The sequence below is a fragment of the Sporosarcina sp. YIM B06819 genome (assembly GCF_033485175.1).
Classification (GTDB): Bacteria; Bacillota; Bacilli; order Bacillales_A; family Planococcaceae; genus Sporosarcina.
The window spans coordinates 15,177-33,910 of record NZ_JAWLIQ010000016.1 but is presented as its reverse complement, the minus strand read 5'-3'; the positions used below and the strand labels follow the sequence as shown (position 1 = coordinate 33,910).

The 18,734-nt window shown below is 40.8% G+C and carries 20 protein-coding genes; 11 read left to right on the top strand and 9 right to left on the bottom strand.

All coding sequences use genetic code 11. From position 1 onward, the window contains the following. Nucleotides 1–34: 34 nt before the first annotated feature. Nucleotides 35–1,003 carry a proline dehydrogenase family protein gene (locus tag R2B72_RS12090; RefSeq protein WP_318616923.1) on the top strand — a complete coding sequence of 323 codons (969 nt, stop codon included), beginning with the start codon at nucleotides 35–37 and terminating at the stop codon, nucleotides 1,001–1,003. A gap of 153 nt (nucleotides 1,004–1,156) precedes the next feature. On the opposite strand, the gene R2B72_RS12085 is transcribed toward R2B72_RS12090, so the two are convergent. The 3 genes from R2B72_RS12085 to R2B72_RS12075 are packed head-to-tail and all read right to left on the bottom strand — an operon-like array spanning nucleotide 1,157 to nucleotide 6,623. Beyond that, nucleotides 1,157–2,944 carry an acyl-CoA dehydrogenase family protein gene (locus tag R2B72_RS12085; protein ID WP_318616832.1) on the bottom strand — a complete coding sequence of 596 codons (1,788 nt, stop codon included), beginning with the start codon at nucleotides 2,942–2,944 and terminating at the stop codon, nucleotides 1,157–1,159. Nucleotides 2,945–2,996: 52 nt separating this feature from the next. Next, nucleotides 2,997–4,172, bottom strand: a complete 1,176-nt coding sequence (locus R2B72_RS12080; protein ID WP_318616831.1) for an acetyl-CoA C-acetyltransferase — start codon at nucleotides 4,170–4,172, stop codon at nucleotides 2,997–2,999. 27 nt (nucleotides 4,173–4,199) lie between these two features. After that, the gene (locus R2B72_RS12075) at nucleotides 4,200–6,623 is read right to left on the bottom strand and encodes a 3-hydroxyacyl-CoA dehydrogenase/enoyl-CoA hydratase family protein (RefSeq protein ID WP_318616830.1); all 2,424 of its coding nucleotides are present in this window, start codon (nucleotides 6,621–6,623) and stop codon (nucleotides 4,200–4,202) included. 166 nt (nucleotides 6,624–6,789) lie between these two features. On the opposite strand from R2B72_RS12075, the gene R2B72_RS12070 reads away from it, so the two are divergent. From R2B72_RS12070 to R2B72_RS12060, 3 genes are all read left to right on the top strand, one after another. Then, complete coding sequence (locus R2B72_RS12070; protein WP_318616828.1) at nucleotides 6,790–7,110, top strand: thioredoxin family protein; 321 nt, start codon at nucleotides 6,790–6,792, stop codon at nucleotides 7,108–7,110. A 100-nt stretch (nucleotides 7,111–7,210) separates the two neighbouring features. Continuing rightward, on the top strand, nucleotides 7,211–7,678 hold the full coding sequence (locus R2B72_RS12065) for an STAS domain-containing protein (RefSeq protein ID WP_318616826.1): 468 nt from the start codon (nucleotides 7,211–7,213) through the stop codon (nucleotides 7,676–7,678). Between the two features lie 83 nt (nucleotides 7,679–7,761). Then, nucleotides 7,762–8,283 carry a hypothetical protein gene (locus tag R2B72_RS12060; RefSeq protein ID WP_318616825.1) on the top strand — a complete coding sequence of 174 codons (522 nt, stop codon included), beginning with the start codon at nucleotides 7,762–7,764 and terminating at the stop codon, nucleotides 8,281–8,283. Between the two features lie 55 nt (nucleotides 8,284–8,338). On the opposite strand, the gene R2B72_RS12055 is transcribed toward R2B72_RS12060, so the two are convergent. Beyond that, a complete protein-coding gene (locus R2B72_RS12055; RefSeq protein WP_318616824.1) occupies nucleotides 8,339–8,539 on the bottom strand; it encodes a hypothetical protein in 201 nt (66 codons plus the stop codon). Between the two features lie 114 nt (nucleotides 8,540–8,653). Further along, entirely contained in the window at nucleotides 8,654–9,532 is an 879-nt protein-coding gene (locus tag R2B72_RS12050) for a 5'-3' exonuclease (RefSeq protein WP_318616823.1), read from the bottom strand. A 171-nt stretch (nucleotides 9,533–9,703) separates the two neighbouring features. Here R2B72_RS12050 and R2B72_RS12045 point away from each other — a divergent pair, with 171 nt between their 5' ends. The 7 genes from R2B72_RS12045 to R2B72_RS12025 all read left to right on the top strand — a co-directional run bounded on the left by R2B72_RS12045 (nucleotide 9,704) and on the right by R2B72_RS12025 (nucleotide 14,430). Continuing rightward, nucleotides 9,704–10,942 carry an FAD-dependent oxidoreductase gene (locus tag R2B72_RS12045; RefSeq protein ID WP_318616822.1) on the top strand — a complete coding sequence of 413 codons (1,239 nt, stop codon included), beginning with the start codon at nucleotides 9,704–9,706 and terminating at the stop codon, nucleotides 10,940–10,942. A 305-nt stretch (nucleotides 10,943–11,247) separates the two neighbouring features. Beyond that, nucleotides 11,248–11,418, top strand: a complete 171-nt coding sequence (locus tag R2B72_RS12040; protein ID WP_318616821.1) for a hypothetical protein — start codon at nucleotides 11,248–11,250, stop codon at nucleotides 11,416–11,418. A 267-nt stretch (nucleotides 11,419–11,685) separates the two neighbouring features. Then, nucleotides 11,686–12,459, top strand: a complete 774-nt coding sequence (locus R2B72_RS12035) for a hypothetical protein (RefSeq protein WP_318616820.1) — start codon at nucleotides 11,686–11,688, stop codon at nucleotides 12,457–12,459. Nucleotides 12,460–12,624: 165 nt separating this feature from the next. Further along, nucleotides 12,625–12,825 (top strand): BCCT family transporter, encoded by a 201-nt coding sequence (locus R2B72_RS18665; RefSeq protein ID WP_412177835.1) that lies wholly within the window; start codon nucleotides 12,625–12,627, stop codon nucleotides 12,823–12,825. A 62-nt stretch (nucleotides 12,826–12,887) separates the two neighbouring features. Continuing rightward, nucleotides 12,888–12,995: a BCCT family transporter gene (locus tag R2B72_RS18660; protein WP_412177834.1), complete on the top strand. Its 108-nt coding sequence runs from the start codon at nucleotides 12,888–12,890 to the stop codon at nucleotides 12,993–12,995. A gap of 3 nt (nucleotides 12,996–12,998) precedes the next feature. Beyond that, nucleotides 12,999–13,220 carry a BCCT family transporter gene (locus R2B72_RS18655; protein ID WP_412177840.1) on the top strand — a complete coding sequence of 74 codons (222 nt, stop codon included), beginning with the start codon at nucleotides 12,999–13,001 and terminating at the stop codon, nucleotides 13,218–13,220. Nucleotides 13,221–13,536: 316 nt separating this feature from the next. Continuing rightward, nucleotides 13,537–14,430 (top strand): M20/M25/M40 family metallo-hydrolase, encoded by an 894-nt coding sequence (locus tag R2B72_RS12025; protein WP_318616819.1) that lies wholly within the window; start codon nucleotides 13,537–13,539, stop codon nucleotides 14,428–14,430. Here the strand turns inward: R2B72_RS12025 and R2B72_RS12020 are convergent. The 4 genes from R2B72_RS12020 to R2B72_RS12005 form a co-directional block, all read right to left on the bottom strand. Next, nucleotides 14,407–15,417: a polysaccharide deacetylase family protein gene (locus R2B72_RS12020; protein WP_318616818.1), complete on the bottom strand. Its 1,011-nt coding sequence runs from the start codon at nucleotides 15,415–15,417 to the stop codon at nucleotides 14,407–14,409. The two genes, R2B72_RS12025 and R2B72_RS12020, sit on opposite strands and share 24 nt — an antisense overlap. Further along, on the bottom strand, nucleotides 15,414–16,085 hold the full coding sequence (locus tag R2B72_RS12015) for a hypothetical protein (protein ID WP_318616817.1): 672 nt from the start codon (nucleotides 16,083–16,085) through the stop codon (nucleotides 15,414–15,416). The genes R2B72_RS12020 and R2B72_RS12015 overlap by 4 nt, the downstream gene beginning before the upstream one ends. 107 nt (nucleotides 16,086–16,192) lie before the next feature. Next, nucleotides 16,193–17,503 carry a hypothetical protein gene (locus tag R2B72_RS12010; protein WP_318616816.1) on the bottom strand — a complete coding sequence of 437 codons (1,311 nt, stop codon included), beginning with the start codon at nucleotides 17,501–17,503 and terminating at the stop codon, nucleotides 16,193–16,195. 43 nt (nucleotides 17,504–17,546) lie between these two features. Beyond that, a complete protein-coding gene (locus R2B72_RS12005) occupies nucleotides 17,547–18,728 on the bottom strand; it encodes a glycosyltransferase (RefSeq protein ID WP_318616815.1) in 1,182 nt (393 codons plus the stop codon). Between the last annotated feature and the right edge of the window lie 6 nt (nucleotides 18,729–18,734).

The following is an 18,734-nucleotide window of genomic DNA, read 5'->3' as shown; positions in this document are numbered from 1 at the left end:
TAATTAAATAGAGTAAGGGGTAAATAAATTGGCGATGTTAAAAGACTTATTTATTGGTTTATCTAAAAATCAACTATTGAATACAGCAGCAAAAAAATATGGGTTAAAATTAGGTGCACAGCATGTTGTCGCAGGAACAAATGTCAAAGAGACAATTAAAAGTATTAAAGAATTAAATGCTCAGGGTATTTCTTGTACAGTCGATAATTTGGGTGAATTTGTTTATAAAAAAGAAGAGGCTACTGAAGCGAAGGAGCAAATCCTTGAAGTAATAGAAGCGATTCATACTCATGAAGTAGATGCACATATTTCATTAAAACCATCCCAGCTTGGATTGGATATTGAATATGAGTTTTGCTTAGCTAACTTAAAAGAAATCGTGGAAAAAGCAAGTATCTACAACATTTTCATTAACTTTGACATGGAAGATTACGACAGACTACAACCGTCTTTTGATCTTTTAGAAACACTTTCAAAGGATTTTAGTAATATTGGAACTGTTATCCAATCCTATTTCTTCAGAGCGGAAGATGATATACAAAAATATAAAAACTACCGCTTGCGTATTGTAAAAGGTGCATACAAAGAACCTGAGGAATACGCTTATCAAAATAAAAAAGACATTGATGAGAATTACATTAAACTAATTGAATGGCATTTATTAAATGGTAAATTCACATCTATCGCAACACACGATCATATAGTCATTAACCATGTTAAGGAATTCGTGAAAGCGAATAATATCCCAAATGACAAATTTGAATTCCAAATGTTGTACGGTTTCAGAACGGACCTACAACTTACATTAGCAAAAGAAGGCTATAATTTCTGTGTGTATGTACCATTCGGCAAGGACTGGTATGGCTATTTCATGCGGCGTTTGGCAGAAAGACCGCAGAACTTAAATCTTGTCGTTAAACAAGTTTTCACTAAGAAAACGAATTCTATTATTGTTCTATCCGCAGGGGCATTTTTGTTGGGTAGAGCTTCAAAAAGAAAATAAAAGTTATTATTAGCAATTTAAACATTAACTTAGTAGGTAAATATTTTTATCACTAATTGAAAGAAGCCTATAATAGAGCAAAGCCCCAAACACATTCCTTGTTTGGGGCTTTGCTTCATAATAAGTTCCTTTCCACTTCAAAAAACGGTTCTATCAAACGATGTACTTCTCAGCTTCGATAAGCTTCACTGAAGCTTCACGCTTTTTCACAATGATATTATATGGATTTGAACGCGTCAATTTACGCAGTGCAGAAATCATCATACGCAAATTGTCACCATCGACAGCTGCAAGAAGTGTTTCTTTTGCATCCTTCTCGATTTCTTCAAATGCTTCCTGACAGAAGATTTGCGTGTAAAGAATCTTCTGCTGCTCTTTTTCTTCGCCGTTACGCGCAATTGCTTTTTCTGTACGGAGTAGTGCAGATTCCATTGCAAAGATATTATTCGCGATATCTGCGATGTTGACCAGTACTTCCTGCTCAGCTTCCAATTTCACTCCGAAGCGTTGTGCAGCAAGACCAGCCACCAAAAGACCGATTTTCTTGGCATTTTTGACAAGTACTTTCTCTTGTGCCAATGCCTCTTCACCAATTTCCTCAGGCATCATCATGAGCAATTCTTCTTGCAATGCTTGCGCTTGTTGTAGCAATGGCAATTCGCCTTTCATCGCTTTTTTCAAGAATGTTCCTGGTACGATGAGGCGGTTGATTTCATTCGTTCCTTCAAAAATACGGTTGATGCGGGAATCGCGGTAAATGCGCTCTACTTCGTATTCCTGCATGAAGCCGTAGCCTCCGTGCAGCTGAACTGCTTCGTCAACAATATAATCCAAGACTTCTGAACCGACCACTTTGTTAATAGAACATTCGATAGCATACTCAGCAATTGCCGCTGCAATCGCTTTACCATCTTTTTGCTCTTCAGCGCTCAACTGGCTCTGACGCTCTTCAAAGTAGCCGACTGTACGGTAAATCAAGCTTTCTGTTGCATACAATTTAGATGCCATCGTCGCTAGCTTTTGTTTTGTTAAATTAAATGAAGAGATTGGTGTTTTGAACTGTTGACGTTGGTTAGCATACGTAATTGCCAATTCAAGTGTACGTTTTGAACCACCAATTGTACCTACTCCTAGTTTGTAACGACCGATGTTCAAAATATTAAAAGCAATGATATGACCGCGGCCAATTTCACCTAATAGGTTTTCCACTGGCACTTGGGCATCTTGCAAAATTAGCGTACGTGTTGAAGATGATTTAATCCCCATTTTCTTCTCTTCTGCACCAACAGAAACGCCTGGGAATTCTTTTTCGACGATAAAGGCTGTGAATTTATCGCCATCGATTTTAGCATAGACAACAAATACATCTGCAAATCCAGCATTGGTAATCCATTGTTTTTCACCGTTTAAAATGTAATGTGTACCTTCTGCATTAAGCTTCGCCGATGTTTTCGCACCTAGTGCATCTGAACCTGAACCTGGCTCTGTCAATGCGTATGCCGAAATTTTCTCACCTGTTACGGAATTCGGCAAGTACTTTTTCTTTTGCTCATCGTTACCGAAAAGGACGATTGGCAATGTCCCGATTCCTACGTGTGCTCCGTGTGTAATGGAGAATCCACCTGCAACCGATAGCTTTTCAGCGATCAAAGCAGATGAGATTTTATCCAAATCAAGGCCTCCATATTCTTCTGGAACATCCGCCCCAAGCAGTCCAAGATCCCCTGCTGATTTCAGTAGTCTAACAGAGTGCTCAAACTCATGATTTTCAAGATTTTCTACAACAGGAAGCACTTCATTTTTCACGTAGTCTTCTGTTGTTTTGGCAATCATTTTTTGCTCATCTGAAAAATCTTCCGGTGTAAATACACGTGCTGCTTCTATATCTTCAACCAAGAAAGCTCCACCTTTGATTAGTTCAGCTGTTTTCAATTCAGTCATTATAGTTTCCTCCTTTTAATTTTACAATCAATTTCGCCTTTGCTGCATAAAGTTAAAGTAGTTCGAATACGCCTGCCGCACCCATTCCTCCGCCGATACACATCGTAACGACGCCGAATTGCTTGCCTTGACGTTTTAATTCACTCATCATGCGGATTGTTAAAATCGTTCCTGTCGCGCCCAGTGGATGTCCTAGGGAGATGGCTCCGCCGTTAAAGTTTACTTTATCCATATCTAAACCTAAATGACGAATCACTTGCAGAGATTGTGAAGCAAATGCTTCATTTAATTCCCACACATCGATATCTTCAATAGATAGGCCTGCAAGTTTAAGTGCTTTTGGAATCGCTACAATCGGCCCAATCCCCATCACTTCAGGTGGCACGCCCCCCACTGCGAATGAACGGAATTTTGCGATTGGCTTCAAGCCTTGCGCTTCAGCCACTTCACGGTCCATGACGAGAACAGTACCTGCTCCGTCTGACGTTTGGGACGCGTTACCTGCTGTAACCGTACCCGTCGCTGAAAATGCTGGACGTAGTTTCGCCAATCCTTCCATACTCGTACCGTGGCGAACGCCTTCATCCATTTCAAACATAAATGTCTTTTCACTATATTTACCATTGTCATCGACAGTACGCTTGACGACTTTAACAGGGACGATTTCATCATCAAATTTCCCAGCTGCAATCGCCGCGCCTGCTTTTTGATGTGACAATACTGCAAATTCGTCCTGCTCTTGGCGCGTAATACCGTATTTAACAGCAACTTGCTCAGCGGTGTGACCCATCCCCATATAATACTGCGGAGCCGTTTCTGCAAGGTGAGCATTCGGTCGAATCGTATTGCCCATCATCGGCACCATACTCATCGACTCGACACCGCCTGCAAGTATGGCTTGCGAATGCCCCAGCATAATACGCTCAGCTGCATATGCAATCGACTGAAGACCTGATGAACAGAACCGATTAACCGTGATGGCAGGTGTTGTATCAGGAAGGCCTGCTAGCGCACCAATATTACGTGCCACGTTCATCCCTTGTTCCGCTTCTGGCATCGCACAACCTATAATTACATCGTCGATTGGACCATCATAGCCTCCCGCACGTTTCAATGTTTCCTTAATCGTAATCGCCCCTAAGTCATCTGGACGTACCGACACAAGTGAGCCCCTGCCCGCTTTCCCAACCGGCGTCCGTGCACCGGCTACTAGTACTGCTTCACGCATTGAAATTCCTCCTTTTTGCTATGCAGATCAGTTACGCAATGGTTTTCCTTTAACAAGCATGTGCTGCATACGCTGCTGTGATTTTGGTTCCGCCACCAGGCTTAAGAACGCTTGACGTTCAAGGTCCAACAGATATTGTTCATCTACTAATGTTCCGTATGGCACTTTACCACCTGCTATAACAAACGCCAGCTTCTTGGCAATTTTCAAATCATGCTCACTGATAAATCCTGAAAGGAACATGCCCTCCGCACCTAACAACATCGTTGCATAGCCGGAATCACCTGTTACTGGAATTTTTTCACGCTTCGGCGCTTGATAGCCGTTTTCATATAGGGCAAGTGCTACCTGTTTTGCATCATAGATTAAGTGATCGCCATTGACACTGACACCGTCTGCAAAATCAAGGAAGTTGTTGTCGCGTGCTTCTTCGCCAGAAGTAGATACCTTCGCCATCGCAATGGTTTCGAATACTTTATTCGCCACAAACTGGTAGTCGACATGGACGCCCTTCGGCAAACCTTTTAGATGTTTGGCATACAGATTGACGTTACCGCCACCACCAGGAATCAAACCAACGCCCGCTTCAACCAATCCGATGTACGTCTCCAATGACGCTTGAATATGCGCTGCCGGTAGACAAACTTCTGCGCCACCCCCAAGGGTCATGCCAAATGGTGCCGCTACAATTGGTTTCGTAGAATACTTGATTTTCATCATGGCATTCTGGAACGTTCGGATAACGAATTCGAGTTCGAAGATATTGTCATCTTGTGCTTCCATTAAAATCATCCCAAGGTTGGCACCTACACAAAAGTTTTTCCCTTGGTTACCGATGACCAGCCCTTTGTAGTTCTTCTCGACTTCATCGACAGCAAAGTTTATCATTTGCATAATGTCGAGTCCGATGGCATTTGATTGGGAGTGGAATTCAAGAAGCGCGATGCCATCCCCAAGGTCTATCAAACTAGCGCCAGTATTCTTTTTGATGACGCCATGTTTTTTCTTGTAGCGCTTCAAATCAATTGCTTTTTCATTCACTGGGACAAGCTTGTAATCTTCCCCGTCGAAGAAGTAGAGATCTCCATCTTGTTCTTTATAAAAAGTTTCATAGCCTTTGTCGAGTAAACTTTGAACGAAGGTAGGCACTGTTGCTCCCTCTTCCTTCATTAAATCCATGGATTTTGCTACGCCAATCGCGTCCCAAATTTCAAACGGTCCTTGCTGCCAACCAAAGCCCCATTTCATGGCATTATCAATGGCAACGATATCGTCCGCTATTTCACCATGTAGCTCTGCCGAATATAATAGCGTCGGCGCAACAATATTCCACAAAATTTCTCCAGTTCGGTCATTGGCGTAAACCAACGTTTTCACTTTGTTCGCCAGCCCTTTTTGTTGCTTCGCCATTTCAATTGAAGGCGTTGTCAATTTTTTAGCTGGACCGTATTCAAACGTCTCGGTATCTAGTTCAAAAATGTCTTTTCCTTGTTTCAAATAAAAACCTTGTTTTGCTTTCGCACCTATCCATCCATTGTCAATCATCTTTGTCATAAACGGTGGCAGTTCGAACACTTTCTGCTCTTCGCCTGCTGTTTTGTCATAGACGTTTTTCGCCACATGCATAAATGTATCGAGACCTACCACATCGAGCGTACGGAAAGTTGCTGATTTCGGACGACCAATCAATGTACCTGTCACAGAATCGACTTCCCCAATCGAATAGCCACGTTTCTCCATTTCACGTAATGTGATCAGCAGTCCATATGTACCAATCCGATTGGCAATGAAATTCGGCGTGTCCTTCGCAATGACAACGCCTTTTCCTAAACGGTCTTCCCCAAAGGTTGTCATGAACTCCACAACTTCCGGAGCTGTCGTACTTGCTGGAATGACTTCCAACAGCTTTAAATAGCGTGGTGGGTTGAAAAAGTGTGTGCCCAGAAAGTGTTTTTGGAAATCTTCCGAACGTCCTTCTGCCATTGCTTCAATGCTTATGCCTGATGTATTCGAACTAATAATTGTTCCAGGCTTGCGAACGGCATCAATTTTTTCAAATAACCCTTTTTTTACATCTAATCTCTCAACAATGACTTCAATGATCCAGTCAACGTCTTTTAATTTATCTAAGTCATCTTCAAAATTCCCTGCTTCAATCAAAGACAGATTACTTTTCGTTGCCAGTGGTGCAGGTTTTTGTTTAAGCAGATTTTGAATCGCGCCCGCTGCAATTTTGTTGCGTACTTGATGATTCTCTACTGTAAGTCCTTGTGCTTCTTCCTGTTCCGTTAACATGCCAGGAACGATATCCAATAGTAAAACTGGAATTCCGATATTTGCGAGATGAGCAGCAATACCTGACCCCATGACACCCGAACCTAAAACTGCTGCTTTTTTAATTTGATAAGCCACGTGAGAAGCCTCCTTTGTTTTCCTTGAATGAATCACCATTCATTTTATGGGCAAAAAAAATAGAAAGCGTATCTATATCTATTAGTGTAGAACACAAAACTAGTTTTCGCAATATTTAATTTCATTTTTTTTATTTCTAAGACACTTTACTTCCGACCTGATTGCAATCATTGTACACTTATTATATGAAGGAGGGAATATAAAGATGAAACCAATTACAACAACTGAACAATTCAACAAAATCATTGCGAGCGATTCTAAAGCGCTTATTAAATTCCAGGCGGGATGGTGTCCTGACTGCACACGAATGGATATGTTCATCGATCCAATCATTGAAAAATACGATATGTATACATGGTATGACATCGACCGTGACGTGCTACCTGAAATTGCAGAAAAGTATGATGTCATGGGAATTCCAAGCTTACTTATTTTCAAAAATGGAGAAAAGAAAGCCCATTTGCATAGCGCTAACGCAAAATCACCTGAACAAGTTACAGATTTTCTTGAAAGCGTAGGAAATTAAATTTATCACCTAAACGGATAGGCCTTAGTCTATCCGTTTTCATAATGGTCTTTTTTACCAAAATGATATATACTGGAGAAAATAGTATCGAGGTGGAAAAATGGACAACAATGAAAAAGAAATCCAACAATTAAAAACTAAAATTGCCTACTATGAACTAGTCATTCACGAACTTTCTGCCCCAATCATCCCTTCCCTTATTGACGATACTATTCTTGTGCCAATTGCTGGCCCATTAAGTCCTGGGCGACTTGAATCCATTCGTACTCGGGTTCTCAACTATTGCGCAGACCAACGTGAAGTGAATTGTGCCGCTTTTGATTTTACAGGTGTCGAACTCAAAGACCTTGCGCAACTAGATTTCAATGTCTTTGCCATCGAAATTAGTCAGCTGAATGCAGCCTTGAAATTGATGGGCATTCGACCAATCTATGTCGGCTTTAATCCGCAACTCGTTCGCGAAATCGTCCAATCAGGCTTGCATGTTGAAATTGAAACCTACGCCACCTTCAAAACAGCACTCACCATCCTTTTCAATGCGAATGGACAATCACTTCACTCTGTCTGATGAAGTGATTTTTTATTCTTATACTGAAATTCTGTTTCAACCTTGGTGGAACGGGAATTAATAATAAAAGGGTGGTGGCTTCTATGAAAAAAATATTAAACATCAATGGAAAGTCGCAATATGACGAAGATATCAAGGAATCTTTTCGTCCTTCCGCATGTGGCCCTGTAACGGCTCGTCTCCTAATGGATCAGTTTCCCCCAGAGGCATGTCCATATGATATCAACGAATTATTTACACGGCTTGGCGGCACAAAAATTGGACTAGTCAAAGGGCGTTTTATTCGTAATATGGGTAAAATATTAGGCTCCAACTGGACAGTTGCAGAGTGTGATATTGCAAATGTGAAACGGCAAATTAATAATGGACGACTTATTGCAGCGAAGTTTGACAAGTGGTTTAACTTCCGTTGGCGCGGAGGTTACGAATTTGATTATCATTGGGTACCTGTGATTGGTTATGAAGAAAAAGAGGATGACATTGAGCTAATTATTCATGACAATGGTGCAAGAAATCGTCCGAGCCAAGTGCGGCAGGTGTCTTATAAGAAGAATAAAGCCGTGTTGTCTTTTGTTAAGATTGAGCCGGTAAGGGAGTTGCAGTAAGGAGTTCCCTTATTTAGAACCGTGGTTTATACTTATTTCCTTTTCCTAAATGTTATTAATTAAATGCAGGTGAAGTGATTCCAGCCAGAATTATTAAAAGTGATATTGAAGCAACTATGGCAGGTTTCATAGATGCTGTATCGTCTTTTACTAATGAAGAAATCGCATAAACCAATGAAACAACAAATACAAATGGCCAGATAATCCAAGTCCAATAATAGAATATCCCTATAGTTTGCATCAAACCAATCAACATACTCTTTTCCTCCTCTTCTCATATAGACTTTGCTTTTATTGACTATACTTGTTCAACTAACTATCCTGTTAGTTGAACAAGTATATCAACATCCTGCATTAACTTAGCCATTTTTCAAGAGCGAATCTGCCTAACAATCATTGAATACCCTTGTTGTTCCATTAGCTCTCGAACTTCGCCATCAAATGAAGGTATCTTCAAATTCTCTATTGAATCAGTCACGTCAATCTCACAATGAATTTCCGCTAGCTTTTTGGACAATTGAAGCATATCCATATCTTCCTCGATTTTCTTGCGCATCGCAGGTGTTAATTCGTGTATAGACTCGATAACACCTTCGACAGAACCGTATTCTTTTATTAATTTCAGTGCCGTCTTCGGTCCAATGCCTTTGACACCTGGATAGCCATCGCTCGCATCCCCTGTGAAAGCTTTTACATCGACAAACTGCTGTGGCGAAATGCCGTATTCTTCTACAAATCGTTCATATGTATAAATATCATACACGTTGTAGCCCTTTTTCATGAACGCAATACGGACGCCAGGTCTGAGTAGTTGCAGCAAGTCTTTATCACCGGTAACGATGGTGATATCTGCTTTGCCATCCCATGTCGTAACCATCGACCCAATCAAATCATCCGCTTCCATGCCCTGTATTCCGTAGTTTTTCCAGCCGATTAGTTCAGATACACTTCTCGTCATATCAAACTGTGGAACAAGCTCTGGCGCCGGCTCAGGACGATTCGCTTTATAGCCGTCAAATAACTCATTACGAAATGTGTGCGCACTCATATCCCAACAAACTGCTAAATGTGTTGGTTCGAAAATCGATGTTGCCGTCATCGTATGACGCGCAAATCCTTGCACCCCATTCGTCGGCGTACCTTCCGCATTTGGGAAATAATGTCCCATTGCGGACGTCGCAAAAAACGAGCGAAATAACAGGGCCATTCCATCGATTACTAAAATATGTGGTTTTTCTTCTATCGTCATGTAAACTTCTTCCTCCATCTGTCAAACTATTTTTCATACATTCTAGTCAACCTAATGATAACCTTTTTTCCCTTTGAACAACAAAAAATCGTACTTTTTCGGCATTAATTATGTATTCCGTAATACCTTACAGGGAAAGATAAATGAATTATGTCTGGGAGGTTTATTAGTATGCATATTCACGAAGGCTCATTGTATTGGCCCACGACAATGCCCGTAACACCAGCACGTAAAAAAATAGAAATAGCACCCCATTATGATGTCGTCATTGTAGGTGGCGGGATGTCTGGGGCTCTTTCAGCACTTGCACTGGCTGATAAAGGACTGTCCATTGCCGTGTTGGATAAGCGGCAGATGGCAGCAGGCAGTTCAATAGCGAATACAGGGCTTCTTCAATATTCAAATGACATTATGCTTCATGCATTAATTGATCAGATTGGTGAAAGGGATGCCGTCCGGTTTTATCAGTTATGTTTGGAAGCGATTGTTGACTTAAAAAAAACAGCTAAACGGCTACCGATAGATCCTGGCTTCATCAGCAGGCCTAGCGTTTATTATGCAAGTGATGACAAGGATCTAGAAAGTGTGATGACCGAATATGTCATGTTACAAAAACACGGATTTCCTTGCGATTATTGGACCGAAGACGAACTATACAAACAGATGTCGTTTTCAAAACCTGGGGCAATCGTGACATACAACGATGCCGAAGTGAATCCCTACAAATTCGTTAACGGCATTTTGCAGTTGGTCGAATCAATGGGTGTTCATCTAATAGAATATATGGACGTTACTGGCGTTACCGACGAAAATGGACGATTGCATATTGCCACATCTACAGGTGAATTCCAGGCGGATAAAGTCTTGTTTACAACTGGTTACGAAACGCCTCCAGTCGGAAAACGAGTAGGCGCAAACATTAACCGTTCGTATGTCATCGTCACTAAGCCCATTGCCCACTCTCCGATTTGGCATGAACATGCCCTGATTTGGGAATCAAAACGTCCTTATCTCTATATGCGCACCACGACAGATAATCGAATCATCGTAGGTGGGCTCGACGAAGACGAACCGGAAGCCACTCATTCAGCTGAACTCATCAACAAGCGTTGTGCACATTTGAAAAAACAGCTACAAGCACTATTTCCAGATCTTCCGATTGAAATTGAATTTGCTTACTGTGCAACATTCGGGGAATCACTCGATAGTTTACCTTTCATCGGCGAACATCCAACAAAAAAAAATCATTATTATTTGCTCGGCTATGGAGGTAATGGCACTGTTTATAGTATGCTTGGTTCGAAAATGTTGGCTGAGCTCATGACCGGGAAAGAGCATCCAGATGCGCATATTGTTCAACTCAAACGTTCTTCATCGGTAATAAAAGATGGGAATACGGTGATTACTTGAAAGTTTTGAATAGAAAAAACTGAAGCCATAACCATGGCTTCAGCTTTCTTCCTTCATTCCACCAAATACTGTGCTAACTTTTCATTATCAGGTGTAAAAATACGATCTTCATCTATCGGGCGCACGATGTAAGTGCTTTATTGTACGATTTTCAGAAGGTTTAGTCCCTAACAACATGATGCTGTTACAGCGTGGTGAAGTATAGGGGGAAAAATGAAAATATGGAAGGTCATATTACACTTGAAGAGTTGGAACGTTAGCTGAAATGGTGTACTTTCCCACCTACCCGCGCCAATGCCGATGAATTGCTTAAAGCACTCGGTCTTCAAGCCTACAATCGTTGGGGAATCGTCCGTAAAACGCATGGCGTCATGGCAGATGATGAAATTTGGCTTCGCTTTCAAGGTGAGCGTCATTTACGCCATCGAGATGTGTGCTTGCGCAAAGATCTCTATTATCCTGATGAAGCGAATTAGTTTTTCTGAATCCAGGAGGTTGTCACGAAAGGGAGCTTGAAAAAAATCCTGACGCAATCCCGCCAAGGCGTGATTAATTCGCAAACAAAAAAGTTCCACGGCATTTACAGTGGAACTTTTTCGTTATTTAATTTTGATTTTCACACCTCCTGTTATTCAGGAAACCTGTAAAACTTGAATAAGTTTGCACAAAATGAATATCAGCGTCCATTCCATTTCACCCATTGTCGCATAGACTAGATGGAATCAGTTGGAAGGAGTGAAATAATGGTTAACATGCAGCCAGATAATCAAGGCGGCCAACAATGGTCACCGCGATTACCTGAGGGATATGAGGAAAGAAATGTTCAAAGTATGCCAAGTTACGGGGCTGGCAACCAGATGATGGGCTATGGAATGCAAGGTTTCTTCCCACAACAAGGGATGATGGGCTACAACATGCCAGGTTTTTCTCCACAACAAGGAATGATGGGCTCCAACATGCCAGGTTTTTCTTCAGAACAAGGAATGATCGGCTACGACATGCCAGGTTTTTCCCCAGATCAAGGAATGATGGGCTATGACATGCCAGACTTCTCGCTAGAACAAGGCTTAATGGGACACAACATGCAACCATTCGCACCAAGGCCTAGTATGCCAGGCCACCCGCCTAACCAAGGTCCTCCGGGATTTGGACCACCTGGATTCCCACCAAATCAAGGGCCACCGGGTTTCGGACCTCCTGGACACTCACCTAACCAAGGACCGCCAAATTTCGGTCCTCCAGGACAATCACATGGCCAACAAGGTCCAACATCAGCACCACCAAGCACCATCCCAGCTTATCCAACGCATCAAACGTTTGCGGTAGATCCTGGCGCAATCCGCGGATGCCTCTACCGCTACACATACGTCTGGTTATCCAGAAGACAAGGTTTTTGGTTCTACCCAGTCTTTGTCGGACGAACTTCCGTGGCGGGTTACAGATGGCGCAGCAGGCAAAGAAGATGGGAGTATACGGGAATTAGTTTGAGTCAAATCGATCAGTTTTCTTGTTTTTGATAAGAGGCATGAAAAAAAAGCAATTCCATTATTATTTGGAATTGCTTTTTTTATGCTTCACACAAATACTATGGTAATAGTTATAAGTACATATCTGTTGCCATAAATGGACAAGATTACACTGTAATACTTGCCCCATTATCACATCGAAAAATAGATGATAAGATGAAAAAAACATCAAATGTATTCTGGATTACGCTTGGACTTGTATGCATTGCAGTGTTTTATGGAGTGCTAGCACCTGAGAACTTTGAAGCTGTGACCACTAATATGAAAGACTTTATCACATCGATATTCGATTTATATTATTTGCTTTTCGTCACAGCAATTGTGCTATTCTGTCTCTTTTTATCGTCAGCCCTGTAGAATAAATCACACTCGGTAAGCCGGATGAAAAATCCGAGTATTCTAGAATAAGCTGGTTCGCTATGCTATTTTCGACCGGCATGGGAATCGGCCACATCTTTTGGGGCGTAGCGGAACCGCTATCTCACATCGCGATAGACTCTGCAACAGAACAAACTGGGCACGGATGAACCATACGTGAATTTCTAACAGTCGTCCTGTTATTACCGACATTAATTAGCTTTTTTTGGTTCTCTGTTCTCGGTGCCACTACAATGGATGTACAAATAAAAGGAGTGGATTTGACCCCTCTTTTCGCCGTTTTTCATGAATTGCCGATGTCCATGCTGCTATTTGATATCGCCATCTTTTTTATCACATCAGCAGACTCAGCGACGTTCCCTATCGGCATGTAGACAATATATGGCCCACTTCAACCAGTTAATGTAGCCGAGTTAACATGAGGAATTGCAGAAGCAGCCATTGCCATTTTCCTTTGTCATCATTGGTATGATGGTTTCACTTTATAAGGAGCTCAATAAGGAACGCAAATAGCTGGGGTTGATGGTGAGGCCTTATTCGAAGAAGAAAAAGTAAAAATTGTGACGAGTCATGGCTAAACAATCTGCCAAGTCTTGTACCTTTCCCACTAGTTCTGTCGCTTTTTAATAACATGCTTTCTTTTCCCTTTATCATGGTACAATCTTCTAAAGTAGAATGGAGGGGATTCTATTGCTACGTAAAATGTTGCTTTTATCACTTACTTTTATCCTATCAGCCTGTTCATCTACCGTTGAAGGCGGTCGTCTATTAGCAGATACTGAATTGGCTATGTTAAGTCGTTTTAACAGCGACCAACTATATGCATCTATTCAAGAATTAACGAAAGAACCTCGTATAGCTGGAACAGAATCCGAACAGCTAGCTGCTGTATTCTTAACCACACAACTCGAACTGTATGGATATGAAGTCGACATACAAAACTTTACAATCGAAGTAGCTAAGAACGAATCTCAGAACCTCATTGTCACAAAAAAACCTACAAATGATCTTCCAAAAACTAGTGATATTATTATAATTGGAGCACATTATGATTCCGTCATTCAATCACCAGGAGCAAGTGACAATGCCAGCGGAACAGCCGTATTGCTCGAAGTCGCTCGTATGCTAAAAGACACGCCGACCCTGTTAGAAATTCGTTTCATCTTTTTCGGCTCTGAAGAAAAAGGTCTAGCTGGCTCTGAAAGTTATGTGAATCACATGACGACCGACGAAATCGAGCGAACGATTGCCATGTTTAACTTAGATATGGTCGGTAGCGCAGATGCCGGACCTCTAACGATGTTTACGGTAGATGGAATGCCGAACAGCGCGACAGAGATTGGCAACAAAGCGAATGAAGATTTATTTGGGGAAACTTTAACGATTGGATCTACTAGTCAAAGCGATCATTTTCCCTTTCACAATGCAGCAATTGACGCAGTTCTATTCAGTTATTTCCCTTTAGAGAAAGCCTACCATTCAGCCAATGACACCATAGATAAATTGAGTGAACAACGGTTAAAAAATATTGCACAGATTATCGTAATGTCCATCCTCGAATTAACGACTCCGGATAGTATGTGAATCCATCCCCTGTAAAGCTAACGTTGAAGCCTCCGCCATCGTAAGACTTGTCAGACCATATTGTTCTCTCATAGTAGCTACGTGAATCAGGATTTCCGTCAAAAAACCTAGATTGCTTTCGATGTCTTTGCCAAAATTATGAGGATGCCACCAAAGATGAAATATCTCTCCTTTTTTCGCAGCATTTGTTATACTTTTTTTAATTCTTCTTAAGCGCAAGGGCTCAAGACTTTTCAGGCTTGTGTGATAAGGTCTCAAAAACCGACTCGATGGCAGGTTTACAATTGGTTCGGTTGTCACTTGGTCAATCGAATACGTATGATCACCGAAAATAGGCAAATAACAGTCAGCCAGCCTTAGCATTCTCTTTATAATTCCTTTATTATGAAATGGACCGACTTGATAGACCCAACTGTCTTCGTGTCCTCTAAAGCATTGAATACCGTTTACTTTACAAATTTGTAAATAGTCATGGTTGATTTGGTTTCTTGGAAAAATCATCGATTTGGTAGACTGGTCAATTGCTTTTGCAACCTTTACAGATGCTTGTACATCGGCCTCAAATTGCGCGGCAGTCTGTCCAGTTTCCAAACAATAATAATGCGAAAAAGTATGGGTCGCCAATTCCTGGTTCGGATAGTCCATAATTTCTTTTATCAATGAAGCACCGAAGTGCAAGGGATCCTGTTGTTCGTTTTCTCCTACTAGGCTCGCTAGCTTGTCATACGGTGAAAAAGCTGCATCGGCATAACTCGGATGGAGTTCAGGTAAGTTTGCCAGTAGCTCTTTCTTATTATCAAAAAAAAGCATGCCAACTGTCGCCCATGTCGCATGAATATCAAAGTGATTAAACAACTCAAGCATTCTTGGAATGGCCTGCCGTACACCTACTATATTTTCTTGATAGTGTCCTAAAGTAAAAACATCATGGACACCCCAGTTCAGTTCAAAATCAAGGGAGACGATGAAAATCCCTTTTTTACTCATACTTTCATCCCTACAATGGTCATTTTTAAGTTACGAACCTTTATAATTAATTGCCCCCAAAAGGAATGGGCTTCATATCCCGAATAAACAGGAACAATCTTCCCTCCAAAGCCGAGCTTAAACAGACGAATATTGTCATCACTCGTTAAGCCGCCCATATCGTATAGCTTATAGCCCTTCTCTTTAAACCATAATATGCTGTTCCAGATAAGAAGACGATTCGCTTGGCTAATCATTCTCTTTTTCTCCTTGTCCTCACTCATTCGATAATGGGAAGCGGAATATAAATTCATCACAACATCTCCATCTGTAATATATATTCGGTAACAGAGGATATTCTTTTGTTTGTCTTGCATATAGGTAAGCATAATTGCATTTTTCTCCCTCAGCAGTTTCATTGTTTTTATGTGAAAAGAACTACAAGTATGTGCATGTTTATTTTTCGCAAATCGATTATAAAAATATTGGAATTCTTTAAAATCTTGGTCCGTTGGTGTTTCAATCACAAACTGTTCGAACTCTTTCTCTTTTGCATTTCTAACTTGCTTTCTAGTCGATTTATGCATCTCCATTAACAGTACATTTTCATCCTTTGCTAAATCAATATGAATGGTTTCCAACCCCTCCAATGTCCCTCGTGGAATAAAGGAATGTGAAAATCCTTTCACATGGACTGCTGCTTCGAACTCAACTCCCTCCTTTAAAAAATAATAATTATTTATCTTTATATGAAACAACTTCCGCTCGATTAATAATATGCTAGCCGCCTCCAAATCTAGAATTTTACATGATTCAGTGATAACAAAGACAGGAATAGAACTAGGGGGAAAAAGTCCATCACAATTGAGTCAAGTGAGAAATTGGCCACAATGACTACGAATAGAGGCAGGCTGTTCAAAACTCGCTTAGCCATTTTACTAGATCCCACCGCTATTTTCTTCATATAATTGTATGAATAAGCAACAAATACAAGCAAAGCGACGATGCCCAGAAGCCCTGTGAAGTACCAATAAGACAAATACATATTATGAGCTGCAAAGCCGTCTAGGAAGCCTGTTCCAATGCCATTCCCTATTAGAAAAACACGAGAATTAACTATGATTTCTTGGAGATAAGCTAACCATAATGAAGACCTACCTGTTGTAACTGAAACGACTGTACCCCCTTGTTCTGAAAACCGAGCAATCGTCACAGCGATAAAATCGAGTAACCCGAATGGCATTGCAGCAAAAATCATGATCGTCAAGGCAAATAAATACTTCATGACACTTCTATATCTAGACGTTACATAAACGATACAAACGTAAACCAAGATGACAATTAGCATGAGCAAAAACATTTTGGAGAGTGTATGCAAACCCATGAAAGCCAAAACTAGTATGAGCACTCTTTCTATTACAAGTCGTTTCTTATAACCTGCAATAACAAGCAGAAGCGCAATCGCAACTAATACTTGAAAAGAAAAATAATTAGGATCTACGTCCAAGCCGCTAAATCGAGTGTACAAGTAATTATTTTCATATAACGTATAGGTTTCCCCCATACTTTGAATGCGTTGTTGTACTTGAGGAATCCAACGCGCAAGCAGGGCAACTAGACCTGAAAATACTAAACCAGAAGCATAGGAAAGTACATATCGTTCATAAGAGGCATTGTCGTTGAGCGTCGCAATCGCTATTGCTATCGTTAGGAAATTCAACAGAAATCCAACTACAATGAGTGGATTACTATTCGAAGCGAAACAAGATGTCATCACAATATAAAGGACAAAAAACAAAAATCCTACTATGACCGTGAGACTTACACGTACTTTATTGTTCAGCATTGAAAATAAACAGGATACTAAATAGACGAATTGGATAACGTGGAAAAAGGAAAAACTATCTACTTCCAATTTCAACACATATATCCATGTAGAGAAAAATAGTAGGAAAACAATTTTACCTTCCATCTCTTCTTTCATGATTCCATAGCAAGACACGAGTAAGAAAAGGATCAAAAATAAGCTATGATCACTTATTATGTTGGCCAATACGGATAATGCAGCCACCGTAATCAGTACGCTACTTGGAATTGACCAATTCATCCTTTTCCTCCTCCCCGCCTCTTCTGTATTAAAAAATAGGTTCTTAGCGTAAAATATCCTGAAGTTGGCTCATCGCTTCTCCATTATTTCCTCGTTTTTTTCGGCTCTGCTCTTGTAAGCCTATAAGAATATTTCTGTCTTCCAGAACCGCTTTCAACGTATCAAACAATGCCTCGGTATCCGTCTCGACAATAATTCCATTCACTCTGTCAACAAGTTGTTCTCTGGCAGATGCATAGGCAGTTGTAATGACTGGTGTCCCTAGGGCGAGAGCCTCACCGACAACCATCGGATAGCCTTCGTAATCGGAAGCTAATACGAATACATCGGCGTACTTCATGTAAGGAAGTGGGTTCACTTTTTCTCCCGTAAACTCAAGTAGGTCCATCACGCCATATTTGTCAGCAAGTGCATAATTTTTATCCCGGTCTGGCCCATCTCCGACAAGCCACCATTTAAAATGTTCATATCCAGCCAATTTCAACAAATGCACGACTTCTATAATACGGTCTATACGTTTCGTTGCATTATCAATCCGAGCGACTGTGACGAGATTAGTGATGTCCTGTCTGTACTTTGGCACAAAGTCATTGGCTCGATCCTGAATAGTTTTATACGGAAAAATGTTATAAACCACAGCCGACTTGTATTTATATTCTGGGATAAACACATCAAATTTTTCTTTTCCAGCTTTTGATACGTTAACAATTTTGTCAAAGTTCCGATAGCTTTTCAGACTTCTCTCACGGTTAAATTGAGCTTTGATAGGATCTGTATGAATCCAAGCAATTTTTTTTTCGGCAACAACATTTTCTATGACATACTGATTGCTTCCTCTATTAAAATAGCCTTGTGGAACATCATTAAAATAAGAGATTGCCACCTGATATGGCTTCTTTTTTTTCTGCAATGAAAAGAGTATTTTAAAATAGAGCGTTGATCCAACGAGCCTAACGAATATCGTCAATAGTATCCTGATCATTTTATCAAATAGCGTACCCGATTTTATGACTTCGGAGAATGGTGTGGCCGTGAGTGTCAGTAAGTAATTACTTTTTATAATCGTCACATTTCCCGGTAGTTCCTCTGCTAACTCTCCTTTGTTAGAAAACAGAAATAAATCGATTTCGTTGTTACTATTTGCCGCTAATACTTGTAAGGTATTGATGAGCGCTCGCTGAATTCCTCCCATTGATAGGTTGTATCCTACAATTAAAATTTTCATCGCTTG